We start from the raw sequence: 20639 nt of genomic DNA, 5'->3' as shown, positions 1-20639 counted from the left end.
GGAACCGTGCAATACACAACATTAGGAAAAACGGACCTTAAGGTTTCCCGACTTTGTCTGGGATGCATGACCTTTGGCGAGCCCGATCGGGGAAACCACGCCTGGACGCTGCCGGAAGAGAGCAGCCGTCCGATCATCAAACGCGCCATCGAGGGCGGCATTAACTTCTTTGACACCGCCAACAGCTACTCCGACGGCAGCAGCGAGGAGATTGTCGGCCGCGCCCTGCGCGATTTTGCCCGTCGTGATGACATCGTCGTCGCCACCAAGGTCTACTACCCGGTGGGCGATCTGGCGGAGGGTCTTTCTCGCGCGCAGATCCTGCGCTCTATTGATGACAGCCTCAGACGCCTGAACATGGATTACGTCGACCTGCTGCAGATCCACCGCTGGGATTACAACACGCCCATTGAAGAGACCCTTGAAGCGCTGAATGACGTGGTCAAAGCCGGGAAAGCCCGCTACATCGGCGCGTCGTCTATGCACGCGTCGCAGTTTGCCCAGGCGTTGGATCTCCAGGCGCAGCACGGCTGGGCGCGCTTTGTCACCATGCAGGATCATTACAATCTGATCTATCGTGAAGAAGAGCGCGAGATGCTGCCGCTGTGTCATCAGGAGGGCGTGGCGGTGATCCCGTGGAGCCCGCTGGCGCGCGGCCGCCTGACCCGCCCGTGGGGGGAAACCACGGCTCGCCTGGTATCGGATGAAGTGGGAAAAAATCTTTATTCCGGTACAGAAGCCAGCGATGCGCTGATTGCCGAACGCTTAGCCGGAATTGCCGACGATACCGGTGCCACTCGCGCGCAGGTAGCGCTGGCGTGGCTGCTGGGCAAGCGCGGGGTCGCGGCACCGATTATTGGAACGTCGCGGGAAGAACAGCTGGATGAGCTGCTGAATGCGGTGGATATCACGCTGACGCCGGAGCAGATTGCCGAGCTGGAGACGCCGTATCAGCAGCATCCGGTGGTGGGGTTTAAGTAAGCTCCATCTTTGGTAGGCCGGGTAAGGCGAAGCCGCCACCCGGCAATACAGAGCGCACAACATCACGCGAAGTGATCGTACCCTTGCCAGTCCAGCGTAACGGGCGCACCGTCTTTTACAAACTTCAGCCCTTCGCTCTCCGGCATAATCTGACCGATGCAGGTAAATTTCGCGCCGAGATGCGCTAACGCCACGTCCAGCGTTCCACGGTTGAGCTCAGGCACCGTGAAGCACAGCTCATAGTCTTCACCACCGGAGAGCGCCCAGCGCAGGGCCTGCTCAGGCTCCACATGGCGTAGCAGCTGCTCAGACAGCGGGAAGAGATCCAGGTCAACGCGCGCACCTACGCCGCTGGCCTTCAGAATATGGCCAAGATCGGAGATGAGACCGTCAGAGAGATCGATAGCCGAGCTTGCCCGTTCGCGCAGCGCCTGGCCGTGCAGAATACGCGGTGTTGGCCGCAGGTGGCGCTTCACCAGATATGCCGCATCGTCAGCATCTTCAACCGTTAAACGGTTCTGCAGGATCGCCAGCCCAGCCGCGCTGTCGCCCGGCGTACCGGTCACGTAGATCCAGTCGCCCGGTTTTGCGCCCGAGCGCTTCAGCGCGCGGCCAAGCGGCACATAGCCGTGGATCGCCAGCGTCATCGACAGCGGCCCGGCAGTGGTATCACCGCCAATCAGCTGCATATCGTAATAATTCAGCTGTTCAAACAGCGCGTCGCTAAAGGCTTCCAGCCAGGTTTCATCCACCTCTGGCAGGGTCAAAGCCAGCGTCAGCCACGCGGGATCGGCGCCCATCGCTGCCAGATCGCTGACGTTAACCGCCAGCGCTTTATACGCCAGATCGGCAGGATCGATATCGGGTAAGAAATGACGGCCGCACACCAGGGTGTCGGTGCTGATTGCCAGCGTCTGTTTTTCGGGAATATTGAGAAGTGCACAGTCATCGCCAATGCCGGTTTCAACATCAAGACGAGAGGTTCTGACACGGTCGAAATAACGGGCAATCAGGGAGAATTCGCCGCATGCCATACGTTATGCCTCAGCAAATAAAAGAAAAAACCGGAGCCGCACTGCCCGTCAGGCAATGCAGGACTCCGGTTTGCGGATCACTTTTTGTGGGGACGGATCGCAGGTGCTGCTTTATCAAGTACGCCGTTTACAAACTTGTGGCTGTCTTCAGCGCCGAAGGTTTTCGCCAGCTCGATCGCTTCGTTGATGGCCACTTTATACGGCACATCATCACGTTTAGACAGCTCAAACAGCGCGATACGCAACACTGCTTTTTCTACCTGACCCAGCTCCTCGAGCAGGCGGGACAGGTATGGCTTCATGAGGCCATCGAGATACGCGCTATTAGTCGCCACTCCCGACAGCAGTTCGCGGAAGTACAGAACGTCAACATCTTTTACGTCCTGTTCTGACAGGAACTGGTATTCAACATCAGCGATGTCGTTCTGGGACAACTGCCAGGAGTAAAGTGCCTGGACGGCACATTCACGGGCGCGGCGACGAGCAGCAGGTTTCACGGAATTCCCCTTACAAAAAAATCAGGCCTTGATGGCTTTCAATACATTGATCATTTCAAGCGCGGTCAGTGCAGCTTCTGCACCTTTGTTACCGGCTTTGGTGCCAGCACGTTCGATGGCTTGTTCAATACTTTCGGTGGTCAGCACGCCGAACGCGACAGGAATTTCAGCATCCTGCGCAACGTGTGCCAGACCGTTGCTTGCACCGCCCGCAACGTATTCGAAGTGCGCAGTGCCGCCACGAATAACGGTACCCAGCGCAATCACCGCGTCGTATTTACCGGTTTTCGCCAGCGCGCCCGCCGCCAGTGGCAGTTCGTAAGCGCCTGGAACCCAAACAACGGTAATGTTGTCATCTTTAACCTGGCCGATACGTTTCAGGGCGTCAATCGCACCTTCCAGCAGGCTGTCGTTGATGAAGTTGTTGAAACGCGCAATGGTGATGGCGACGCGAGCGTCCGGGGTAGCTACAGCAGCTTCAATAATGTTCATACTCTTCCTTTACGGGTTCATTTGGCCCCGCAGGGGGGCGGATTTTATCATAATACTTTGCGCACTGCTTCCCTATTTCAGGAGCAATTACGCTGTCGTTAAGTGGAGGCAGACATCCGGGCCTACCGGACGAATCTCGCTAAATTTGAGTTGCGGTGCGTCGGCCAGTTTTTCAAGGCCGGGCAGCACAAACAGGCCGCGCGCGTCGTGACCTAACAGTTTAGGCGCAACGTAAACAATCAGCTCATCCACCAGCCCGGCCTGTAAAAGCGCACCGGCGAGCGTTGGCCCCGCTTCAACCCAGATGCTGTTCACCTGCTGCTTGCCGAGCAGCATCATCAGCACCACCAGATCCAGATGACCGTTATGCTCCGGCACCATAATGCTGCGCACGCCTTCCGGCCATTCGCGCGTATCTTCTTTGGTGCGGGCAATCCAGGTTTCACCCGGCTGCTGGACGATGCGGTGCGCCGGCGTCACGCGGTTCTGGCTATCAATGATAATACGCAGCGGCTGACGCAGGTTCTCCTGCGGGTACAGCGCCTGGGTATCGGCATTAAGCTCGTCCCAGCGCACGGTCATGGCCGGATCGTCAGCCAGAACGGTTTCACTGCTGGTGAGAATAGCATGGCTTTGCGCGCGAAGACGTTGCACATCGCGCCTTGCCTGTGGCGACGTGATCCACTGGCTTTCGCCGTTTGCCATCGCCGTACGTCCATCCAGCGAGGCGCCCAGCTTGAGCTGAATATACGGGAACCCCGTACGCATGCGCTTCAGAAATCCTTTGTTGATCGCTTCCGCGTCCTGCATCATCAGACCATGGCTGACGTCAATGCCTTCCTGCTGCAGGCGATACAGACCGCGTCCGGCAACCTGCGGATTCGGGTCCTGCATTGAGGCGACCACGCGTGAAACACCCGCCGCGATCAGCGCTTCGCAGCACGGCGGCGTACGCCCGTGATGGCTGCAGGGCTCCAGCGTGACGTAGGCTGTGGCACCGCGCGCCTTCTCACCGGCCATGCGCAGCGCATGAACCTCGGCATGCGGCTCGCCAGCACGATAGTGAAACCCCTCCCCTACGATCTCGCCATCTTTAACGATAACGCACCCGACGTTCGGGTTGGGATGGGTAGTAAAACGACCGCGCTGCGCCAGCTTCATGGCTCTCGCCATGTAAATCTCATCCTGCATGAGCTTAATCCTGTAAGCGGGCGATCTCTTCGCCAAACTCTTTGATGTCTTCGAAGCTGCGGTAGACCGAGGCGAAGCGGATATAGGCGACCTTATCGAGCTTTTTCAGCTGCTCCATCACCAGGTTGCCGATCATTTTGCTCGGCACTTCACGCTCGCCCAAACCACGAAGGTAAGATTTTATGTGGTTTAACGCCATCTCAACGTCGTCCGCGCTGACGGGACGTTTTTCCAGGGCCTTCAGCATCCCGCTGCGCAATTTCTCTTCATTAAACGGCTCGCGCACGTCGTTGCTTTTTACTACGCGCGGCATTACCAGCTCTGCAACCTCAAAGGTCGTGAAACGCTCGTTGCACACCAGACACTGCCGACGACGGCGTACGGAAGACCCTTCGCCCACAAGACGAGAGTCGATGACTTTGGTATCCACAGCGGAGCAGAATGGGCAATGCATACGGTATCCCTGTTATCTGGTTAACTAATTTTCATTTTACCCTGATCTGGCCTGACAACAAAGGAAGAGCTTTTTGAGACAAAGGATCTATGTCTTAGACGGTGATGCTGGCTACCATTAAGGCGATCCGTTATTTCAAGGAAATAAACGCAATGACAAGACGTTACCTTAAAATTTTGCTGGTGGGGAGCCTCTTCACCCTTAGCGCCTGTGCACAGCAAACCGAAGTCCGTCAGATGAAACAGAGCGTGAATACGCTCAATACGGCGATGGACAAACTGAACAAAGAAACGGTGAAAATCACCCAGCAAAACGCGCTGAACGCCAAATCCAGCAGCGGGGTTTATCTCCTGCCGGGAGCGAATACGCCTGCGCGTCTCAATAGCCAGATTGGCACGCTGAAAATGTCTCTGGTGAATGTGGCGGCGAATGCAAATGGTACTCGCGCAACATTACGCATCCAGGGCGAGTCCAACGATCCGCTACCAGCCTTCAGCGGCACCGTCGAATGGGGACAGATCCAGGGCACCACTGAGAGCTACCAGGAGGTAAATGTTAACAGTCAGCTGTTCACCGCACCGGCCAGCGTGCTGGCTCCAAGCGATGTTGACATTCCGCTACAGCTTAACGGACTCACTCCGGAGCAGTTAGGTTTCATCCGCATTCACGATATCCAGCCCGCCGCGCAGTAACCCCTCTTTTAGCGGAGTGCAATGTCACTCCGCTAACATTTACATTTCGTATGGATTGGCAACATAAATGATTGCCGCTACAATCCCGGCCGTTTAAAGTACGCAAACGTGAACGCAATCGATTACGCATGTGAGAGATATGTGAAACAACACATATTTTTGTGAGCAAGGATTCCTATAATAGGCTCCGCAGAAACACGAAATATTTTGATACGCAAATCGCGCATTTTTCACTCCCGGAAGGGAATTTCAATCAGTGGCATGATTATGAAAAAAACATTACTCGCAGCTGGCGCTGTACTGGCACTCTCCTCTTCTTTCACTGTTAACGCAGCGGAAAACGATAAACCACAATACCTCTCCGACTGGTGGCACCAGAGCGTTAACGTGGTAGGCAGCTACCACACCCGTTTCGGACCTCAGATCCGCAACGATACCTACCTGGAGTACGAAGCATTCGCCAAGAAAGACTGGTTTGATTTCTACGGCTATATGGATGCCCCGGTATTCTTCGGCGGTAACACCGACGCGAAAGGTATCTGGAACCACGGTTCCCCACTGTTCATGGAAATTGAACCACGCTTCTCTATTGATAAACTGACCGGTACCAGCCTGGCGTTTGGTCCGTTCAAAGAGTGGTACTTCGCGAACAACTACATCTACGACATGGGCCGCAACAAGTCCGGTCGCCAGAGCACCTGGTACATGGGTCTGGGTACGGACATCGATACCGGCCTGCCAATGAGCCTGTCTCTGAACGTGTATGCTAAGTACCAGTGGCAGAACTACGGCGCCGCGAACGAAAACGAGTGGGATGGCTACCGTTTCAAAGTGAAATACTTTGTGCCAATTACCCAGCTGTGGGGCGGCAACCTGAGCTATATCGGCTTCACCAACTTTGACTGGGGTTCAGATCTGGGCGACAACGACTTCCGCGACCTGAACGGTAAGAAAGCGCGCACCAACGACTCCATCGCCTCCAGCCACATCCTGGCGCTGAACTACGATCACTGGCACTACTCTGTTGTTGCGCGTTACTGGCACAACGGTGGTCAGTGGAACGACGACGCGAGCCTGAACTTCGGCAACGGCGACTTCAGCGTCCGCTCTACCGGCTGGGGTGGTTACCTGGTTGTGGGTTATAACTTCTAACCTGTTCGGGACTGTGCGGGCTGATGCCCTCACCCTGACCCTCTCCCACAGGGAGAGGGAACAAATACTAAAAACGGCAACATACGTTGCCGTTTTGCTTTTACCTCGCCGCCAGGCTTTTTACTGCTTAACCTTCCGCAAAAAATCTGCCAGAGACCTGTCCGCACTCTCGCTAAACCGCCTCTCCGTCTGCACGATATTGAGGCACCGGTCGAGCCGGAAACAGCGATAGTCATCGCGCCGTTCGCACCACGCTGCCAGCAGCCAGCGCTCTCCCCAGAAGAACAAGCGCAGCGGCTGAACCTCACGCTTTGAGAGCTGTCCCGCTTCATCACGGTAATGCAGCGCCAGCACGCGCTGGGCGGAAATCGCCTGATGGATCCTGTCAAAATCGCTGCGGGAGTGGCTTTGCATACAAAAATCCGGGGCGTAGATCCGCGTCTGCTCCGCCTTTCGACGACTCTCCTCGGGCAGGATAGCCAACACCTTCTCCTGAGCCGACTCCAGCTCGCGCGACAGCGATTCCCCTCCCCAGGTTTTGAGCAGGCGAATCGCGACGATCAGCGCCTCTGATTCCCTATTAGTCAGCATCAACGGCGGCAGGTCAAAACCCGACATCAGCCGATATCCGCTCCCCGCCTCACCTTCCACCGGCACGCCGGAAAGCGACAGGTCGCGGATATCGCGGTAGACCGTGCGCTCGGACACGCCAAGCCGGTCCGCCAGATGCGCTGCCGTTGTCAGACGCCTGCCCCGCAGGATCTGCACAATCTGAAACAAACGGTCAGCGCGTCGGGTCATATCTTATTCCGCTCTCAGGCAGGTTGATGGAGGCCGACGCGGTTACCCTCGCTGTCGGTAAACAATGCGATCGTTCCAATGCCATGCGGCAGTTCCAGCGGGCCAAACACGCCCTCGCCGCCCGCGGAGGCGATGCGATCGAGCGTGGCCGCCAGATTGTCAGTATGCAGGTAAATAATAGCGCCCTGCAAAGACGGTGTAACGCCGTCAAATTTTGCCAGCGCCCCGCCGGTATACGGATCCTCATGCGGGAAAACGGCCAGCTCCGCGCAGTCCATTTTCTCGCGACGCAGCGCGAGCTGCATCACCGGCTCATAAAATTTGATGGCGCGATCCATATCCGCGACCGGAATTTCAAACCAGTTAATTACGCTTTTCATATATTCTCCTGCCTGTTGTTTGGGTTCAGGAGAAGTCTACGACAGGGCTCCTGACAGCATACTGTCAGGAGTGTTTGTCAGGATCAGATAAAAAAAAACCCGGTCAACAGACCGGGATTTCGATAACGCGCTAAACGTCGCCTTACGGCAGAATGGACGGCTGATCCGCCCCTTCTTTCTCGACTTTCTGCTGGAGCAGGTGCTCGCGCTTCATGCCGAGTTTCAGTGCCAGTGCGGACGCGACGTAGATAGACGACGCCGTACCGATAGTCACACCAATCAACATGGTCAGCGAGAAGCCTTCCAATACCGGACCACCGAAGAGGAACAGCATCAGGATCACCATCAGGGTGGTGCCGGATGTGATCAAGGTACGGTGCAGCGTCTGGGTCAACGACACGTTAAAGATTTCGTACGGCGTACCGCGACGGATCTTACGGAAGTTTTCACGGATACGGTCAGATACCACGATACTGTCGTTCAGTGAGTAACCGATAACGGACATCAGGGATGCCACAATCGTCAGGTCAATCTCAATGTGGAACAGCGACAGTATGCCCATGGTGATCACCACGTCGTGCGCCAGAGCGATAACCACACCGGCCGCCAGTCGCCACTCAAAGCGGAAACCGACGTATACCAGGATGGAGATCAGCGCCACCAGCAGCGCCATCGCACCGGTCTGCGCCAGATCAGCACCCACGCTTGGGCCGACGAACTCAATACGCTTGACCGCCGCGTTCTGGCTGGTTGTTTCGTTAATTACGCTAACTACCTTGCTGCCCAGCTCCTGGCTGCCGTTGGCATCGTGCACCGGCGGCATACGCACCATGATGTCGCGGCTGCTGCCGAAGTTCTGCAGCAGCGGCTCTTCAAAGCCCGCTTTCTGCAGAGACAAACGCATCTGGTCCATATCGACCGGTTTTTCCAGGGAGATCTCAATGACCGTACCGCCGGTGAAATCCAGACCCCAGTTAAAGCCTTTCACGCTCATAATGCCGATGGACAGAATCAGCAGTAAACCTGAAATGCCGAAGGCCCAGTAGTCCCAGCGCATAAAGTCCCAGACTTTACGGCCGTGGTTCAATTGTTCAACAGTATATTCCTGTGCCACAACGCACTCCTCAGATAGACAGCTTTTTGACGCGCTTGCCGCCGTACAGCAGGTTCACGATGGCACGGGTGCCGACAATAGCGGTAAACATTGACGTTGCGACACCGATACCGGTTGTAATCGCAAAGCCTTTGATCGCGCCAGTACCCACTGCATACAGGATAAGAACCTTAATCAGTGTTGTTACGTTCGCATCGAAGATGGAGCTGAACGCGCCTTTATAGCCTTCGTCAATCGCCTGCTGAATAGAGCGACCGTTGCTCAACTCTTCTTTGATACGTTCGTTAATCAGTACGTTGGCGTCGACCGCCACCGCAAGGGTAAGAACGATACCCGCAATCCCCGGCATGGTCAGCGTCGCCCCCGGCAGCAGGGACATAATGCCGATGATCAGCACCAGGTTGGCGATCAGCGCGGACGTCGCAATCAGACCAAACTTCTTATAGAAGAAGATCATGAAGAGGATAGAGACCACCAGACCGGCCAGACACGCTTCCAGACCCTGCTGGATATTTTGCATACCCAGAGTTGGACCAATGGTACGTTCTTCAACAATCTGAATTGGCGCAATCAGCGCACCGGCACGCAGCAGCAGAGAGAGCTGACGCGCTTCGTTCGGGTTGTTAATACCGGTGATACGGAAGCTGTTACCCAGACGAGACTGGATATTGGCGATGTTAATCACCTCTTCCTCTTTCACCAGCACCGCACGACCGTTTGCATCTTTCTTACCGCTGTCTTTGTACTCCACGAACAGGGTCGCCATCGGTTTACCGATGTTGTCCTTGGTGAAGTTAGACATGATGTTACCACCCGCGCTATCCAGCGAGATGTTAACCTGCGGCTGGTTGTATTCGTCCTGGCTCGACGTGGAGTCGGTGATGTGATCACCGGTCAGAATCACGCGCTTGTACAGCACAACAGGCTGACCTTCGCGGGTCTGTTTCACTTCGGAGTCACCCGGAATACGCCCTGCGGCAGCAGCGGACTGATCGACGTTGGAGTTCACCAGACGGAATTCCAGGGTTGCGGTCGCACCCAGAATCTCTTTCGCACGCGCGGTATCCTGGATACCCGGCAATTCAACCACGATACGGTCAGCACCCTGACGCTGTACCAGCGGCTCAGCCACGCCCAGCTGGTTTACACGGTTACGCAGAATGTTGATGTTCTGCTGAACGGCATATTCACGCGCTTCTTTCAGACGCGCATCGGTCATCACCGCGCGCAGCTGGTTGCTGCCCTGAGAGGTGATTACCAGGTCACGGTGACGTTGGGTCAGGTAATCTACAGCCTGATCGCGCGCCGCACTGTCGCGGAACGTGATGCTCATGCCGTAGTTATCTTCTTTACGCACGGTGGTGTAAGCGATGCCTTTATCACGCAGATCGCTGCGCAGGCTGTCGATATTCTGCTCCTGCAGCTTGCCAAGCGCGGTATCCATATCCACTTCCATCAGGAAGTGAACGCCGCCACGCAGGTCAAGACCGAGTTTCATTGGCTCTGCTTTCATCGCAGCCAGCCAACGCGGGGTTGCAGGGGCAAGGTTAAGCGCCACGACGTATTTGTCACCCAGCACGCCCATCAGCGCTTCGCGAGCGCGGAGCTGCGTGTCGGTGGTGTCGAAGCGAGCAAGAATTGCACCCTCTTCCAGAGCCACAGACTTAGCGGTAATTTTTTCTTCTTGTAACGTTTTCTGGACCTGGATCAGCGTTTGCTCACTGGCGGCGACACCGCGCGCGCCAGTGATTTGAACAGCCGGATCCTCACCATACAGGTTGGGAAGCGCGTACAGCAGGCCGACGAGAATCACGACGACCAGCATGATGTACTTCCACAAAGGATAACGGTTTAACACGGCAGTTCCCTTTGGGAAAAGTTGGGATTACAGCGCCTTCATGGTGCCTTTCGGCAGAACGGCAGCTACGAAGTCACGTTTGATGACCACTTCAGTGGTGTCGTTCAGGGCGATAGCAATGTAGCCGTTTTCAGCCACTTTGGTTACGCGACCCACCAGACCACCGTTAGTCAGTACTTCATCGCCTTTCGCAATGGAGTTCATCAAGTTTTTGTGCTCTTTGGTGCGCTTCTGCTGTGGACGCAGGATCATGAAGTAGAAGATCAGACCGAACACAACCAGCATCAGAATCAGAGACATCGGGCTGCCCTGCGCTGGAGCACCTGTTGCCGCTACCGCATCAGAAATAAAAAAGCTCATTCAAATTCCCTCATTATTAAAATTAATCAACGTTCAACGGTGGAACATCCCGCCCCTGACGTTGGTAGAAATCGGTCACGAAGCTCTCTAATTTACCCTCTTCGATAGCCTTACGTAAACCAGCCATTAAGCGCTGATAATAACGAAGATTATGAATGGTATTGAGACGCGCGCCCAAAATCTCGTTGCAACGATCGAGATGATGCAGATACGCGCGAGAATAATTGCGACAGGTATAGCAATCGCACTCGGAATCGAGCGGGCTGGTGTCACTCTTATGCTTCGCGTTACGGATTTTCACCACGCCATCGGTAACGAACAAATGGCCGTTACGCGCGTTGCGGGTTGGCATGACGCAGTCGAACATATCAATGCCGCGGCGTACGCCTTCAACCAGATCTTCTGGTTTACCCACGCCCATCAGGTATCGTGGTTTATCCGCCGGGATTTGCGGGCAGACATGCTCCAGAATGCGGTGCATGTCTTCCTTCGGCTCACCCACAGCCAAACCGCCGACAGCGTAGCCATCAAAACCTATCTCTACCAGACCTTTAACAGAGATATCGCGTAAATCTTCGTAAACGCTGCCCTGGATAATGCCGAACAGCGCATTTTTGTTCTGCAGGGAATCAAAACGGTCACGGCTACGCTTCGCCCAGCGCAGAGACATCTCCATGGAGCGTTTTGCGTAATCCCAGTCGGCCGGATACGGCGTACATTCGTCGAAGATCATTACGATGTCAGAGCCGAGATCGTACTGAATCTCCATTGATTTTTCGGGATCGAGGAAAATCGGATCGCCGTTGATCGGGTTACGGAAGTGTACGCCCTGCTCGGTGATCTTGCGGATATCGCCCAGGCTGAAGACCTGGAAGCCGCCGGAGTCGGTCAGGATTGGGCCTTTCCACTGCATAAAATCGTGCAGGTCGCCGTGGAGCTTCATGATCTCCTGACCCGGACGCAGCCACAGGTGGAAGGTGTTGCCGAGGATAATCTGCGCGCCAGTGGCTTCTACTTCTTCCGGCGTCATCCCTTTTACGGTGCCGTACGTGCCCACAGGCATAAACGCGGGGGTTTCCACCACGCCGCGATCAAACACCAGGCGACCGCGACGCGCGCGGCCATCGGTGGTATCGAGTTCAAATTTCATTTTTTCTCCGACGTCAGAAAAACAGTCCAACGTTGTAAAACGGTGCCGCGGACTTATTCCCCGACACGCTCATTCAAAGCCAGCGGATTGTACGTGATAAACATCGCGTCCCCGTAGCTAAAAAAGCGATATTTTTGTTCTACCGCAGACTTGTAGGCCGCCATCGTATGCTGATAACCGGCAAACGCGGAAACCAGCATAATCAGCGTCGATTCAGGCAGATGGAAGTTGGTCACCAGCGCATCAATCACTTTGTACTGATAGCCCGGGTAGATAAAGATCTGCGTATCGCCAAAGAACGGCTCGATAAGATCGCTCTTCGCGGCCTGCGCGGCGCTCTCGAGTGAGCGCACGGACGTTGTACCGACCGCCACGACGCGGCTACCGCGCCCTTTCGCCGCCAGCACCGCGTCCACCACATCCTGAGGCACTTCGGCATACTCAGAGTGCATGATGTGATCTTCAATGCTGTCCACGCGCACCGGCTGGAAGGTTCCCGCGCCGACGTGCAGCGTCACGAACGCCATCTCCACGCCCTTCGCGCGCAGTTTCTCCAGCAGCGGCTCATCAAAATGCAGGCCAGCGGTCGGCGCAGCGACGGCGCCTGGCTTCTGGCTGTAGACGGTCTGGTACAGCTCGCGATCGGCCTCTTCGTCCGGACGCTCAATATACGGCGGCAGCGGCATGTGGCCGATGGCGTTCAGGATATCGAGCACCGTGCGTTCGTCATCGAACGCCACCTCAAACAGCGCATCGTGGCGCGCGGTCATGGTCGCTTTGATGCTCTCATCATCGCCCAGCAGCAGTTCAGCGCCCGGCTTCGGCGCCTTGGAGGCGCGAATATGTGCCAGAATACGTTTATCATCGAGCATACGTTCGACCAGCACTTCAATCTTGCCGCCGCTGGCTTTACGGCCAAACAGGCGCGCCGGGATCACGCGGGTATTGTTAAAGACCAGCAGATCGCCAGGGTTGAGCTTGTCGAGCAAATCGGTGAAAGTACCGTGCGTCAGCTCGCCCGTTGGCCCATCCAGTGACAGTAAGCGACAGCTGCTGCGCTCAGGCATGGGATAGTGAGCAATCAGGGATTCAGGTAGTTCAAAGGAGAAATCGGCGACGCGCATGACGTATACTCGTGACTTAAAAACAGGCGGCATAGTCTAGTGCTCACACCCTTTTGCTGCAACAACTAGCCGCCCCCGGACAAATAAAACGCATGAATTTTCTCGCTCACCTGCATCTCGCTCACCTCGCTGACAGTTCCCTGTCCGGCAATTTGCTGGCCGATTTCGTACGCGGCAACCCCGCTGAGGACTATTCCCCTGAGGTTGTCGACGGGATTTTTATGCACCGCCGCATCGACGTGCTGACGGATAAGCTGCCGGAAGTGACGGAAGCCAAAGCGTGGTTTCGCCCTGAAACGCGCCGCGTTGCGCCGATCACGCTCGACGTGATGTGGGACCACTTTCTGTCGCGCCACTGGGAACAGCTGTCGCCGGAGATGCCCTTGCCGGCGTTTGTGCGCTATGCCCACCAGCAGGTGTCGATCATTCTGCCCGACTCGCCGCCGCGCTTTGTGAATCTGAATAACTATCTGTGGTCGGAACGCTGGCTGGAGCGCTATCGCGAGATGGATTTCATCCAGAACGTGTTGAACGGGATGGCAAGCCGCCGACCGCGACTGGATGCGCTGCGCGACTCCTGGTATGACCTGGATGAACATTACGATGCGCTGGAAGCGCGTTTTTGGCAGTTTTACCCGCGGATGATGGTGCAGGCGAAAAACAAACAGCTCTGACAGAATTCACATTGATAGGTAAAAGCTGGCGGAACGATTGTCACCACCTCTTTGTCTTATCCATGAACACTCTCTATACTGGCTCGCGTTGCGTTCCAAATAACCTTAGTATCTACAGGAGAATCATATGGTTCTGGTAACTCGTCCGGCTCCGGATTTTACAGCTGCAGCAGTTCTGGGCAACGGTGAAATCGTTGAAAACTTCAACTTCAAACAGCACACCAACGGTAAAGCGACCGTTCTGTTCTTCTGGCCAATGGACTTCACTTTCGTTTGCCCGTCTGAGCTGATCGCATTCGACAAACGTTATGAAGAATTCCAGAAGCGTGGCGTGGAAGTTGTTGGCGTCTCCTTCGACTCTGAATTTGTACACAACGCATGGCGTAACACCCCTGTCGACAAAGGCGGCATCGGTGCGGTGAAATACGCAATGGTTGCGGACATCAAACGCGAAATCCAGCAGGCTTACGGTATCGAACATCCGGACGCTGGCGTTGCGCTGCGTGGTTCCTTCCTGATCGACGCTAACGGCATCGTTCGTCACCAGGTTGTGAACGATCTGCCGCTGGGTCGTAACATCGACGAAATGCTGCGCATGGTTGACGCGCTGCAGTTCCACGAAGAGCACGGCGAAGTGTGCCCGGCTCAGTGGGAAAAAGGTAAAGAAGGCATGAACGCGTCTCCAGACGGCGTGGCTAAATACCTGTCTGAGAACGTATCCAGCCTGTAATCGGCACGGTTTACGAAAAAGGCCCGCTTATGCGGGCCTTTTTTTATGCCTTACGCTGCGTCTCTCGCCAGATGCGCCAGGCCATGCCCGCCAGCAGAATCACCCCCGCAATCAGCACACCCCATACCAGAAGCGTGTTCATCCTGCTCTCCCGCTCGGCCGCAGAGGTAGCGGTCAGACGCTCCTGGCCGCCTAACGCGACATCAGCCTGAATATCGGCCTGCGGCAGGTTCGCCATATCATAGGTCTTGCGCAGGTCGGCCGGAATCAGCATGCCGGGCTCCACGCTGGCAGGCTTTGCGGCGCCGTTGCCCCAGGCGAGCACGTACGGCCCTTTCCCCTGCGCGTTGAACACCAGATCGTAGCGGTCGCGATGTCCCGTGACGCTCGGAAGGTATTCTGGCAGACGCGCATTAAGCGTCGTGATTTTCACGGCCTGCACCAGGCCCCCGTTAAGCGAAACCGGTGGCGACGCTTTTCTCTCAAGACGGTAAAGGACCTCTTTCTTCAGAGGATGCCATGCGTCTTTTTCCGAACTCCGCCACGCGATCTCCACGGGAAGGACGCCATCGCCATTCAGTGAGATGCTGACAGCACTCAGCGGCTGCGGGCGCGCCCAGTGCCACTGTGCTTCGCTTGTCGATAGCTGCTCCCCTTCCCCCTCAAGGTCGATAGCTTCCGGGGCCGCCTGGGCAGGTGCGCTGATTGCGTTTACGCCTGTCAAGGTTATCCCCTGGCTCTGCGCGTTCAGCACCACCATGAGATAGCGATTTGCATCAGGAGATAAAACGGTATCGGTATCGATCCGATCGAGCTTAAGACGGTCCTGGCCGCTGACGACGTCCAGCAATGGCATATCCTCACGCAGGGTATACCAGCGCTTAAGATCCTCGCTGTAATAGACCGACGCCGTTCCCTGCCACGGCGTCTGAGGGGTATTCCAGAGCAGCTGCAGCTGGGATATAGCGATCTCGCCCGTCGCCTGTTCCGGCAGGGTCAGCAGATAATGTTGCCCGGCTGCGGCGGCTTTTTGCCCCTCCAGCACAATCTCAACGCCGTTTCCGGAACGAAGCAGGATCTTATCGCTATCGCCGGATCCTTGCGAAGCCGCAAGCGGCGAGGCGTCCAGCGGGAAGAGGCGCAGCGCGGTGGATTGCGCTGGCGGCTGCGGACGCGTCGCGCTGACCAGGCTGAAGGGAACCGGCTCGCCCGACTGGTTAAAGACGCGGACATCATGCAGATCCGGCGACGTGCTTTGCTCATAGACGGCGAGCGGCAGCATCACCCGATACCACTGGGAAGGAACAGACGTATGGAGTGAAAGACCAAAAGCATAGTCCCGGGGCGATTCCGTTTGTCCCTCGTCGCAAAACGCCGGGCCGGAAAGCGCCAGAAGCGCGGTACAGGCTACCGCTTTCATCCATTTCATTTTTCATCTCCTGTTTTGGGCGGTAGCGGTGAGAAATACCCCACGATCAGAACCAGTATCGCCACGCCGATAAACGCCACCGCGCGCGACAAACCGCCTCCGCCCGCGCTGTCCACCAGCATCAGTTTAACCATCACCACGCCCAGCAGCGCGGCACCGCAGAGCCACTCCTGCCGGGAAGACCGACGGGTGGCATGGATCATGACCACCAGCGCGCTCAGCATCCAGAACAGGGCAAAACTGGTCTGGATAAGCCGCGAATCCCACAGCGATGCCATATTCCAGGCCACGTCGCCGTACCAGGCCAGGGCGCGCATCAGCGCACCGTTAAGCCACCAGAAGCCAAACGCCATCATCGCGACGGCAGGCCACGGTCGGGCCTGCGAGAGCCACGCCGGGTAGTAGCGATCCACCGCCCGATAAAAGACCACCAGCCCCAGCAGCGCGAACGCCGCGCCTTCCTCAAGCGGGTTTACCAGCGGCAGCCAGGTCTGACGATAGACCACGCCGTCCTGGAAATTGGTCACCACCAGCAATACCAGCAGCGCCACGACCGCGGGGATCGGTGCCAGGCAGGCGTAGAGCGCAGGCCACTCCCGGAACGGCCACCCACGACGCCGTACGGCTGCAGAGAGCGCTATAATCACCCCGCCGCCTGTTGCCATCGCTACTCCGCTGCCCCAGGCCGCCATGCCCCACGGCAACGACCGGGCAAACCAGTAAAGCTCAGCGGCCAGCGCCAGCAAAATCATCCAGAACAGCGACAAATGCAGCCCCATCGCGATGCGCGGCAGGAGTCTTTCACCGTCGCGCCGCAACAGCATCAGCGCGGCAGGAAGCGCAACGCACCAGGCGAGATTTGACCAGCCGGCGGCAACGATCTGCTGGTGCCAGAGCTGATACCCCACCATCAGCAGCATAACCGGCCACAGCAGCCATTTGCTGGCATCCAGCTCCCGCCACGCCAGACGCGCAGCCACCTGCCGCCAGCCCCAGACCGATGCCGCCGTCAGCGCCAGCACGCCCGCCAGAATCGGTAATTCCTGCGTCAGCACCAGCCGCGATGCGCCCAGCAGCGCCACGAGCCAGAACAGCAGCCCGCCGGCCAGCAGCACCCGGCTGACCGGCAGGAAGAGAGTCCGCCACAGCCAGGCCGCAGCCAGCCAGCAAAGGCTGAGGATGGTGAAGATCAGCAGCAGGCTCAGCGAGGTAACGCCGTTTGTCTGCGCCCACAGCGCGCTGCCGAGCGCCAGCACCAGCAGCGCCGTCCCGCTATAGCTCATGCGACGCTGGTGCTGCTGCACGCCCAGCCAGAGGATACCCAGCCCTTCCAGCGCCCAGGCCATCGCCGTCCAGCGCGCCGACAGCGCCAGCGGAATGGCGAGCGTGGCAAATCCTCCGCCGATTGCCAGCGCCGCCATGACCAGTGGTCGCCCGATAGAGGGATAGCGCCGCAGCGCAAGGAACGCGAGGGCCAGATAAAATGCGCCGTAGCCCAGCGCGCTCATCGCCGGGCCATACTCCCAGTGTCGGGTCATGCCGTACTGCATCCCGAAACCGATCAGCGGCGGGGCAAACAGCAGCACGCCGTCGATAATCTGCTTCCCTTTCTCCTGCGCCCGCAGCGACAGCGCCACGCTCAGGACGCCAAATATCAATGTATTGGCAATCAGGAACAGCTGGCAGACCCAATAGTCTTCAGGCTGATAGTCATTCAGCCCCCACAGGCCGCCCACGCCGAACGTAAACAGCAGACCGAGCAGGTTCAGCTCGCGCCAGTGCTGCCAGATGCTGATAGCGAGAATGCCGATGGAAAGCAGGAGATAGAAAGAGAACAGCGCCACAAAGCTACCGCCCCCGGTAGACAAGAGCAGCGGCGCAAGATACCCGCCGAGGCTCGCCAGCATGGCCAGGCTCAGCGCCTTCTGCAGCACCGCCAGCCCGACGCTCGCCGCGCAAATCACCACCAGCAGCGCAAAGGCCAGCGTCATCGGCAGCATTTGCCAGAGCCGGAATGCGCCAAACACCGTCAGGTAGAGCACGCCGGTCGCCCCGCCCTGGAGGATCAGCGCATAGACACGCTGCTTTTGCCGCAGCCGCCACCCGGCCGCCAACAGAACGATGGCAAACAGCGCCGTTGCCACGAGGCGCAGCTCAAGCGGGAACAGGGAATGTTCCACGGTATAGCGCAGCAGGAATGAAAGACCGAGGAAGAGAAGCAGGATCCCAAGCTTCGCCAGCGGGTTACCCTGCATAAACCAGCGCACCAGCGACGTCAGTATGCCGCCAAAGGCAGAAGGCTGTTTTGCAGCAGGCGCATGGGCCGAGGCGGGATCTGCCACGGCCGCTGGAGTATCGGGGCGCCAGGGATCGACAGGCGCGGGAGAGTCCTCAACCACCGACGCGGTCACAGCCACCGGCGCGGTGGCCCGCACCGGCTCCGGCGCGCTTTCAGGTACGCCGCGCTGCTCAAGCGCCTCAATGCGCTGGCGTAGCCGGGCGATCTCCTGTCGCGCCGCCGTACTTCGGTTAAAGCCGATAACCGCAAGCACGGGTGCCACCACCAGCGCAAATACCAGGAACAAACAGCCAAGGATGTAAAGCTCGTCCATGTTTCCACCTTCACCGTAAACGATTCGTTAAGATTGACACAAATAGTTGCATTTGCGCCATCTTAAAAGGTGGAAACATTAGCAGGTCTTAGCTGCCGAACCAGATCGTCGCGGATATCGCAGGCAGCGCCAGCACGCCGTCCTGTATCGTCGCCTTGCCCTCTTTATTCTTCCACGCCGCCACCTTCAGCAGCGGTGAATCATCCAGCACCACTTCGCAGGCTTCGCCCCGGTTAATCGCCACCAGCACGCGCTGCTGGTTATAGACGCGAGCAAATACCACCACGTTATCGTGGGCATACACCACCTGACAGCCGCCGTAGCGCAGGGCGAGACTCTGCTTGCGCAGCTTTGCCAGCCGCTGATACAGGCTGAACAGCACCTTGTCCTGCTTCTCTGGCTCCCACGGGAAGGTTTTGCGGCAGAACGGATCGTTGTTGCCGTCCAGCCCCACTTCGTCGCCATAATAGATGCACGGCACGCCCGGCCAGGTGAAAAGCCAGGTCACCGCCAGCGGCAGACGCGCCGCATCCTTGCCGAGCAGCGACTTAAAGCGGGCGGTATCGTGGCTATCGAGCTGGTTAAACATCCGCAGCTGCTGCTGATGAGACAGACCGGCGCGATAGTTCTCCATCCACGCCATGCAGGTTTCAGCGTCGATATGATTCGGATCGTAGGAGATGTCGGTGTTAGCGAGGAATCCCCACAGCGGGAAGGTAAAGCCGCGATAGTTCATCGCCGCATCTTCCGCATCGTTCTGCAGCCACTGGCGCGCGTCGCCAAAGTGCTCGCCAAAGACGAACGCCTCCGGCTGGGCCGCTTTCGCCGAGCGCGTAATCCCGGCGACGTGCTGAAGGTTATTCCGCGCCCCGCCCGCTTCACCCAGCATATGCACCACGTCCAGCCGCCAGCCGTCCATGTTCCACGGCGCCTTCAGCCAGTGTCGGACGATGCTGTCTTCGCCGCCGTAGATTTCATTCACGAGCGTTGGCGACTGGAAATCCAGCTTCGGCAGGCTCGCGTAGCCCAGCCAGTCCAGCGCGCGGCCCTCCTCGTTAAAGCTGTACCAGTCACGCTGCGGCGAGTCCGGGTTATGACATGCCCCGCCCATCGACTGGTTATGGCGGTCAAACCAGGCGTGCGAATCTCCGCTGTGGTTGAACACGCCGTCCAGAATCAGGCGCATGCCTTCGTTTTGGGTGTTCTTGCGCAGGCGCAGCAGCGCCTCGTCACCGCCAAACTGCGCGTCAACGTGGCGATAATCTTCGGTATCGTATTTGTGCACGCTCGGGGCTTTAAATACCGGATTGAGATACAGCGCCGTCACGCCGAGCTTTTTCAGGTACGGCAGCTTTTCGCTGATGCCGTCGAGATCGCCGCCGTAAAACGTCGAGCCGCCAGCCTGCGCGGTTAAGGGCTCGTCCCACGCTTTCAGAATAATGTCGTGGCCCGCCGCATGGTGGTGATAGATCTTATCCTGGTCGGCGGTGCGTTTTTCGCTGCGCGCAAAACGGTCCGGGAAAATCTGGTAAAACACTTGATCGTTAACCCACTGCGGGCCGTTATCCGGGTAATCGACCGCGAACTGCTCCAGCCGTGCAGGCGGGAAACGGCTAACCCCCTGAGGGGTAAACCACAGCTGGCGGTTATTCCACAAAAGCTTAAAGCTGTAGCGACGGCGCGGCTGCCCGCTGCTCAGGTCGATATTCGCCCGCCACGCCGTGATCCCCGGCTGCGGCTGGCTGCGCAGCCTGTGCATTTTCAGCCCGGTCTCTTCGTTATCTATTTCGGCGCGGAGCGTCACGCGTTCAGGCTGATTTTCCCCCGCCAGCCAGAGCGTAATCACAAGGTTGTCTTTGTTTTGCTTAACAAATGGGGCAACCGGAAGGTGCCAGGCGTTTAACATCACGAATC

At 57.5% G+C, this 20639-nt stretch carries 20 protein-coding genes; 5 read left to right on the top strand and 15 right to left on the bottom strand.

The annotated features are described in order from the left end of the window. The first annotated feature begins 6 nt into the window (after nt 1-6). Nucleotides 7-981 (top strand): aldo/keto reductase, encoded by a 975-nt coding sequence (locus ACJ69_RS00445; RefSeq protein WP_059346250.1) that lies wholly within the window; start codon nt 7-9, stop codon nt 979-981. Between the two features lie 62 nt (nt 982-1043). On the opposite strand, the gene thiL is transcribed toward ACJ69_RS00445, so the two are convergent. The 5 genes from thiL to nrdR form a co-directional block, all read right to left on the bottom strand. Continuing rightward, nucleotides 1044-2015, bottom strand: a complete 972-nt coding sequence (gene thiL / locus ACJ69_RS00440) for a thiamine-phosphate kinase (protein WP_059346249.1) — start codon at nt 2013-2015, stop codon at nt 1044-1046. A gap of 77 nt (nt 2016-2092) precedes the next feature. After that, nucleotides 2093-2512 carry a transcription antitermination factor NusB gene (nusB, locus tag ACJ69_RS00435; RefSeq protein ID WP_006809908.1) on the bottom strand — a complete coding sequence of 140 codons (420 nt, stop codon included), beginning with the start codon at nt 2510-2512 and terminating at the stop codon, nt 2093-2095. Nucleotides 2513-2533: 21 nt separating this feature from the next. Continuing rightward, nucleotides 2534-3004: a 6,7-dimethyl-8-ribityllumazine synthase gene (ribH, locus tag ACJ69_RS00430; protein WP_006176874.1), complete on the bottom strand. Its 471-nt coding sequence runs from the start codon at nt 3002-3004 to the stop codon at nt 2534-2536. Between the two features lie 87 nt (nt 3005-3091). Continuing rightward, the gene (gene ribD, locus ACJ69_RS00425; protein WP_059346248.1) at nt 3092-4195 is read right to left on the bottom strand and encodes a bifunctional diaminohydroxyphosphoribosylaminopyrimidine deaminase/5-amino-6-(5-phosphoribosylamino)uracil reductase RibD; all 1104 of its coding nucleotides are present in this window, start codon (nt 4193-4195) and stop codon (nt 3092-3094) included. 4 nt (nt 4196-4199) lie between these two features. Continuing rightward, a complete protein-coding gene (gene nrdR, locus ACJ69_RS00420; protein ID WP_008503337.1) occupies nt 4200-4649 on the bottom strand; it encodes a transcriptional regulator NrdR in 450 nt (149 codons plus the stop codon). 152 nt (nt 4650-4801) lie between these two features. Here nrdR and ACJ69_RS00415 point away from each other — a divergent pair, with 152 nt between their 5' ends. Both ACJ69_RS00415 and ACJ69_RS00410 read left to right on the top strand, forming a co-directional pair. Beyond that, nucleotides 4802-5341, top strand: coding sequence for a SadB/YajI family lipoprotein (locus tag ACJ69_RS00415; protein ID WP_032661748.1), 540 nt, complete (start codon nt 4802-4804; stop codon nt 5339-5341). A 267-nt stretch (nt 5342-5608) separates the two neighbouring features. Beyond that, nucleotides 5609-6493 (top strand): nucleoside-specific channel-forming protein Tsx, encoded by an 885-nt coding sequence (locus tag ACJ69_RS00410; protein ID WP_025756198.1) that lies wholly within the window; start codon nt 5609-5611, stop codon nt 6491-6493. 120 nt (nt 6494-6613) lie between these two features. Here the strand turns inward: ACJ69_RS00410 and ACJ69_RS00405 are convergent, their stop codons facing one another. From ACJ69_RS00405 to queA, 7 genes are all read right to left on the bottom strand, one after another. Then, entirely contained in the window at nt 6614-7294 is a 681-nt protein-coding gene (locus ACJ69_RS00405) for a helix-turn-helix transcriptional regulator (protein ID WP_059346247.1), read from the bottom strand. 14 nt (nt 7295-7308) lie between these two features. Continuing rightward, nucleotides 7309-7674, bottom strand: a complete 366-nt coding sequence (locus ACJ69_RS00400) for a VOC family protein (protein ID WP_054829741.1) — start codon at nt 7672-7674, stop codon at nt 7309-7311. Between the two features lie 142 nt (nt 7675-7816). Next, entirely contained in the window at nt 7817-8788 is a 972-nt protein-coding gene (gene secF, locus ACJ69_RS00395) for a protein translocase subunit SecF (protein ID WP_023334689.1), read from the bottom strand. 10 nt (nt 8789-8798) lie between these two features. Beyond that, nucleotides 8799-10646 (bottom strand): protein translocase subunit SecD, encoded by a 1848-nt coding sequence (secD, locus tag ACJ69_RS00390; RefSeq protein ID WP_071789390.1) that lies wholly within the window; start codon nt 10644-10646, stop codon nt 8799-8801. 27 nt (nt 10647-10673) lie between these two features. After that, a complete protein-coding gene (yajC, locus tag ACJ69_RS00385) occupies nt 10674-11006 on the bottom strand; it encodes a preprotein translocase subunit YajC (protein WP_003859109.1) in 333 nt (110 codons plus the stop codon). Nucleotides 11007-11028: 22 nt separating this feature from the next. Next, complete coding sequence (gene tgt, locus ACJ69_RS00380; protein ID WP_003859110.1) at nt 11029-12156, bottom strand: tRNA guanosine(34) transglycosylase Tgt; 1128 nt, start codon at nt 12154-12156, stop codon at nt 11029-11031. A gap of 53 nt (nt 12157-12209) precedes the next feature. Then, nucleotides 12210-13280: a tRNA preQ1(34) S-adenosylmethionine ribosyltransferase-isomerase QueA gene (gene queA / locus ACJ69_RS00375; protein WP_059346246.1), complete on the bottom strand. Its 1071-nt coding sequence runs from the start codon at nt 13278-13280 to the stop codon at nt 12210-12212. A 92-nt stretch (nt 13281-13372) separates the two neighbouring features. On the opposite strand from queA, the gene acpH reads away from it, so the two are divergent. Together acpH and ACJ69_RS00365 are read left to right on the top strand one after the other, a co-directional pair. Next, on the top strand, nt 13373-13954 hold the full coding sequence (gene acpH / locus ACJ69_RS00370) for an ACP phosphodiesterase (RefSeq protein WP_029741678.1): 582 nt from the start codon (nt 13373-13375) through the stop codon (nt 13952-13954). Nucleotides 13955-14081: 127 nt separating this feature from the next. Next, nucleotides 14082-14684, top strand: a complete 603-nt coding sequence (locus ACJ69_RS00365) for a peroxiredoxin (protein ID WP_014168840.1) — start codon at nt 14082-14084, stop codon at nt 14682-14684. Nucleotides 14685-14727: 43 nt separating this feature from the next. Here the strand turns inward: ACJ69_RS00365 and ACJ69_RS00360 are convergent, their stop codons facing one another. The 3 genes from ACJ69_RS00360 to malZ form a co-directional block, all read right to left on the bottom strand. Further along, the gene (locus ACJ69_RS00360) at nt 14728-16113 is read right to left on the bottom strand and encodes a DUF3999 domain-containing protein (RefSeq protein WP_054829740.1); all 1386 of its coding nucleotides are present in this window, start codon (nt 16111-16113) and stop codon (nt 14728-14730) included. Continuing rightward, entirely contained in the window at nt 16110-18725 is a 2616-nt protein-coding gene (locus ACJ69_RS00355; protein WP_059346245.1) for a DUF2339 domain-containing protein, read from the bottom strand. Before ACJ69_RS00355 ends, ACJ69_RS00360 begins: the two co-directional genes overlap by 4 nt. An 88-nt stretch (nt 18726-18813) precedes the next feature. Further along, on the bottom strand, nt 18814-20631 hold the full coding sequence (gene malZ / locus ACJ69_RS00350; protein WP_059346244.1) for a maltodextrin glucosidase: 1818 nt from the start codon (nt 20629-20631) through the stop codon (nt 18814-18816). Between the last annotated feature and the right edge of the window lie 8 nt (nt 20632-20639).

This window comes from Enterobacter asburiae (assembly GCF_001521715.1).
Taxonomy (GTDB): domain Bacteria; phylum Pseudomonadota; class Gammaproteobacteria; order Enterobacterales; family Enterobacteriaceae; genus Enterobacter; species Enterobacter asburiae.
Note: the sequence above shows the minus strand (reverse complement) of the source record. Positions and strands in the feature narration are given on the sequence as shown.

Excerpts from the sequence above, each read along its gene's own strand:
- acpH (WP_029741678.1), top strand. The coding sequence starts at position 13,373 with ATGAATTTTCTCGCTCACCTGCATCTCGCTCACCTCGCTGACAGTTCC.
- ribH (WP_006176874.1), bottom strand. The coding sequence starts at position 3,004 with ATGAACATTATTGAAGCTGCTGTAGCTACCCCGGACGCTCGCGTCGCC.
- nrdR (WP_008503337.1), bottom strand. The coding sequence starts at position 4,649 with ATGCATTGCCCATTCTGCTCCGCTGTGGATACCAAAGTCATCGACTCT.
- ACJ69_RS00360 (WP_054829740.1), bottom strand. The coding sequence starts at position 16,113 with ATGAAATGGATGAAAGCGGTAGCCTGTACCGCGCTTCTGGCGCTTTCC.
- ACJ69_RS00400 (WP_054829741.1), bottom strand. The coding sequence starts at position 7,674 with ATGAAAAGCGTAATTAACTGGTTTGAAATTCCGGTCGCGGATATGGAT.
- ACJ69_RS00355 (WP_059346245.1), bottom strand. The coding sequence starts at position 18,725 with ATGGACGAGCTTTACATCCTTGGCTGTTTGTTCCTGGTATTTGCGCTG.
- ACJ69_RS00405 (WP_059346247.1), bottom strand. The coding sequence starts at position 7,294 with ATGACCCGACGCGCTGACCGTTTGTTTCAGATTGTGCAGATCCTGCGG.
- malZ (WP_059346244.1), bottom strand. The coding sequence starts at position 20,631 with ATGTTAAACGCCTGGCACCTTCCGGTTGCCCCATTTGTTAAGCAAAAC.
- thiL (WP_059346249.1), bottom strand. The coding sequence starts at position 2,015 with ATGGCATGCGGCGAATTCTCCCTGATTGCCCGTTATTTCGACCGTGTC.
- ACJ69_RS00410 (WP_025756198.1), top strand. The coding sequence starts at position 5,609 with ATGAAAAAAACATTACTCGCAGCTGGCGCTGTACTGGCACTCTCCTCT.
- tgt (WP_003859110.1), bottom strand. The coding sequence starts at position 12,156 with ATGAAATTTGAACTCGATACCACCGATGGCCGCGCGCGTCGCGGTCGC.
- ACJ69_RS00365 (WP_014168840.1), top strand. The coding sequence starts at position 14,082 with ATGGTTCTGGTAACTCGTCCGGCTCCGGATTTTACAGCTGCAGCAGTT.
- queA (WP_059346246.1), bottom strand. The coding sequence starts at position 13,280 with ATGCGCGTCGCCGATTTCTCCTTTGAACTACCTGAATCCCTGATTGCT.
- ribD (WP_059346248.1), bottom strand. The coding sequence starts at position 4,195 with ATGCAGGATGAGATTTACATGGCGAGAGCCATGAAGCTGGCGCAGCGC.
- yajC (WP_003859109.1), bottom strand. The coding sequence starts at position 11,006 with ATGAGCTTTTTTATTTCTGATGCGGTAGCGGCAACAGGTGCTCCAGCG.
- ACJ69_RS00415 (WP_032661748.1), top strand. The coding sequence starts at position 4,802 with ATGACAAGACGTTACCTTAAAATTTTGCTGGTGGGGAGCCTCTTCACC.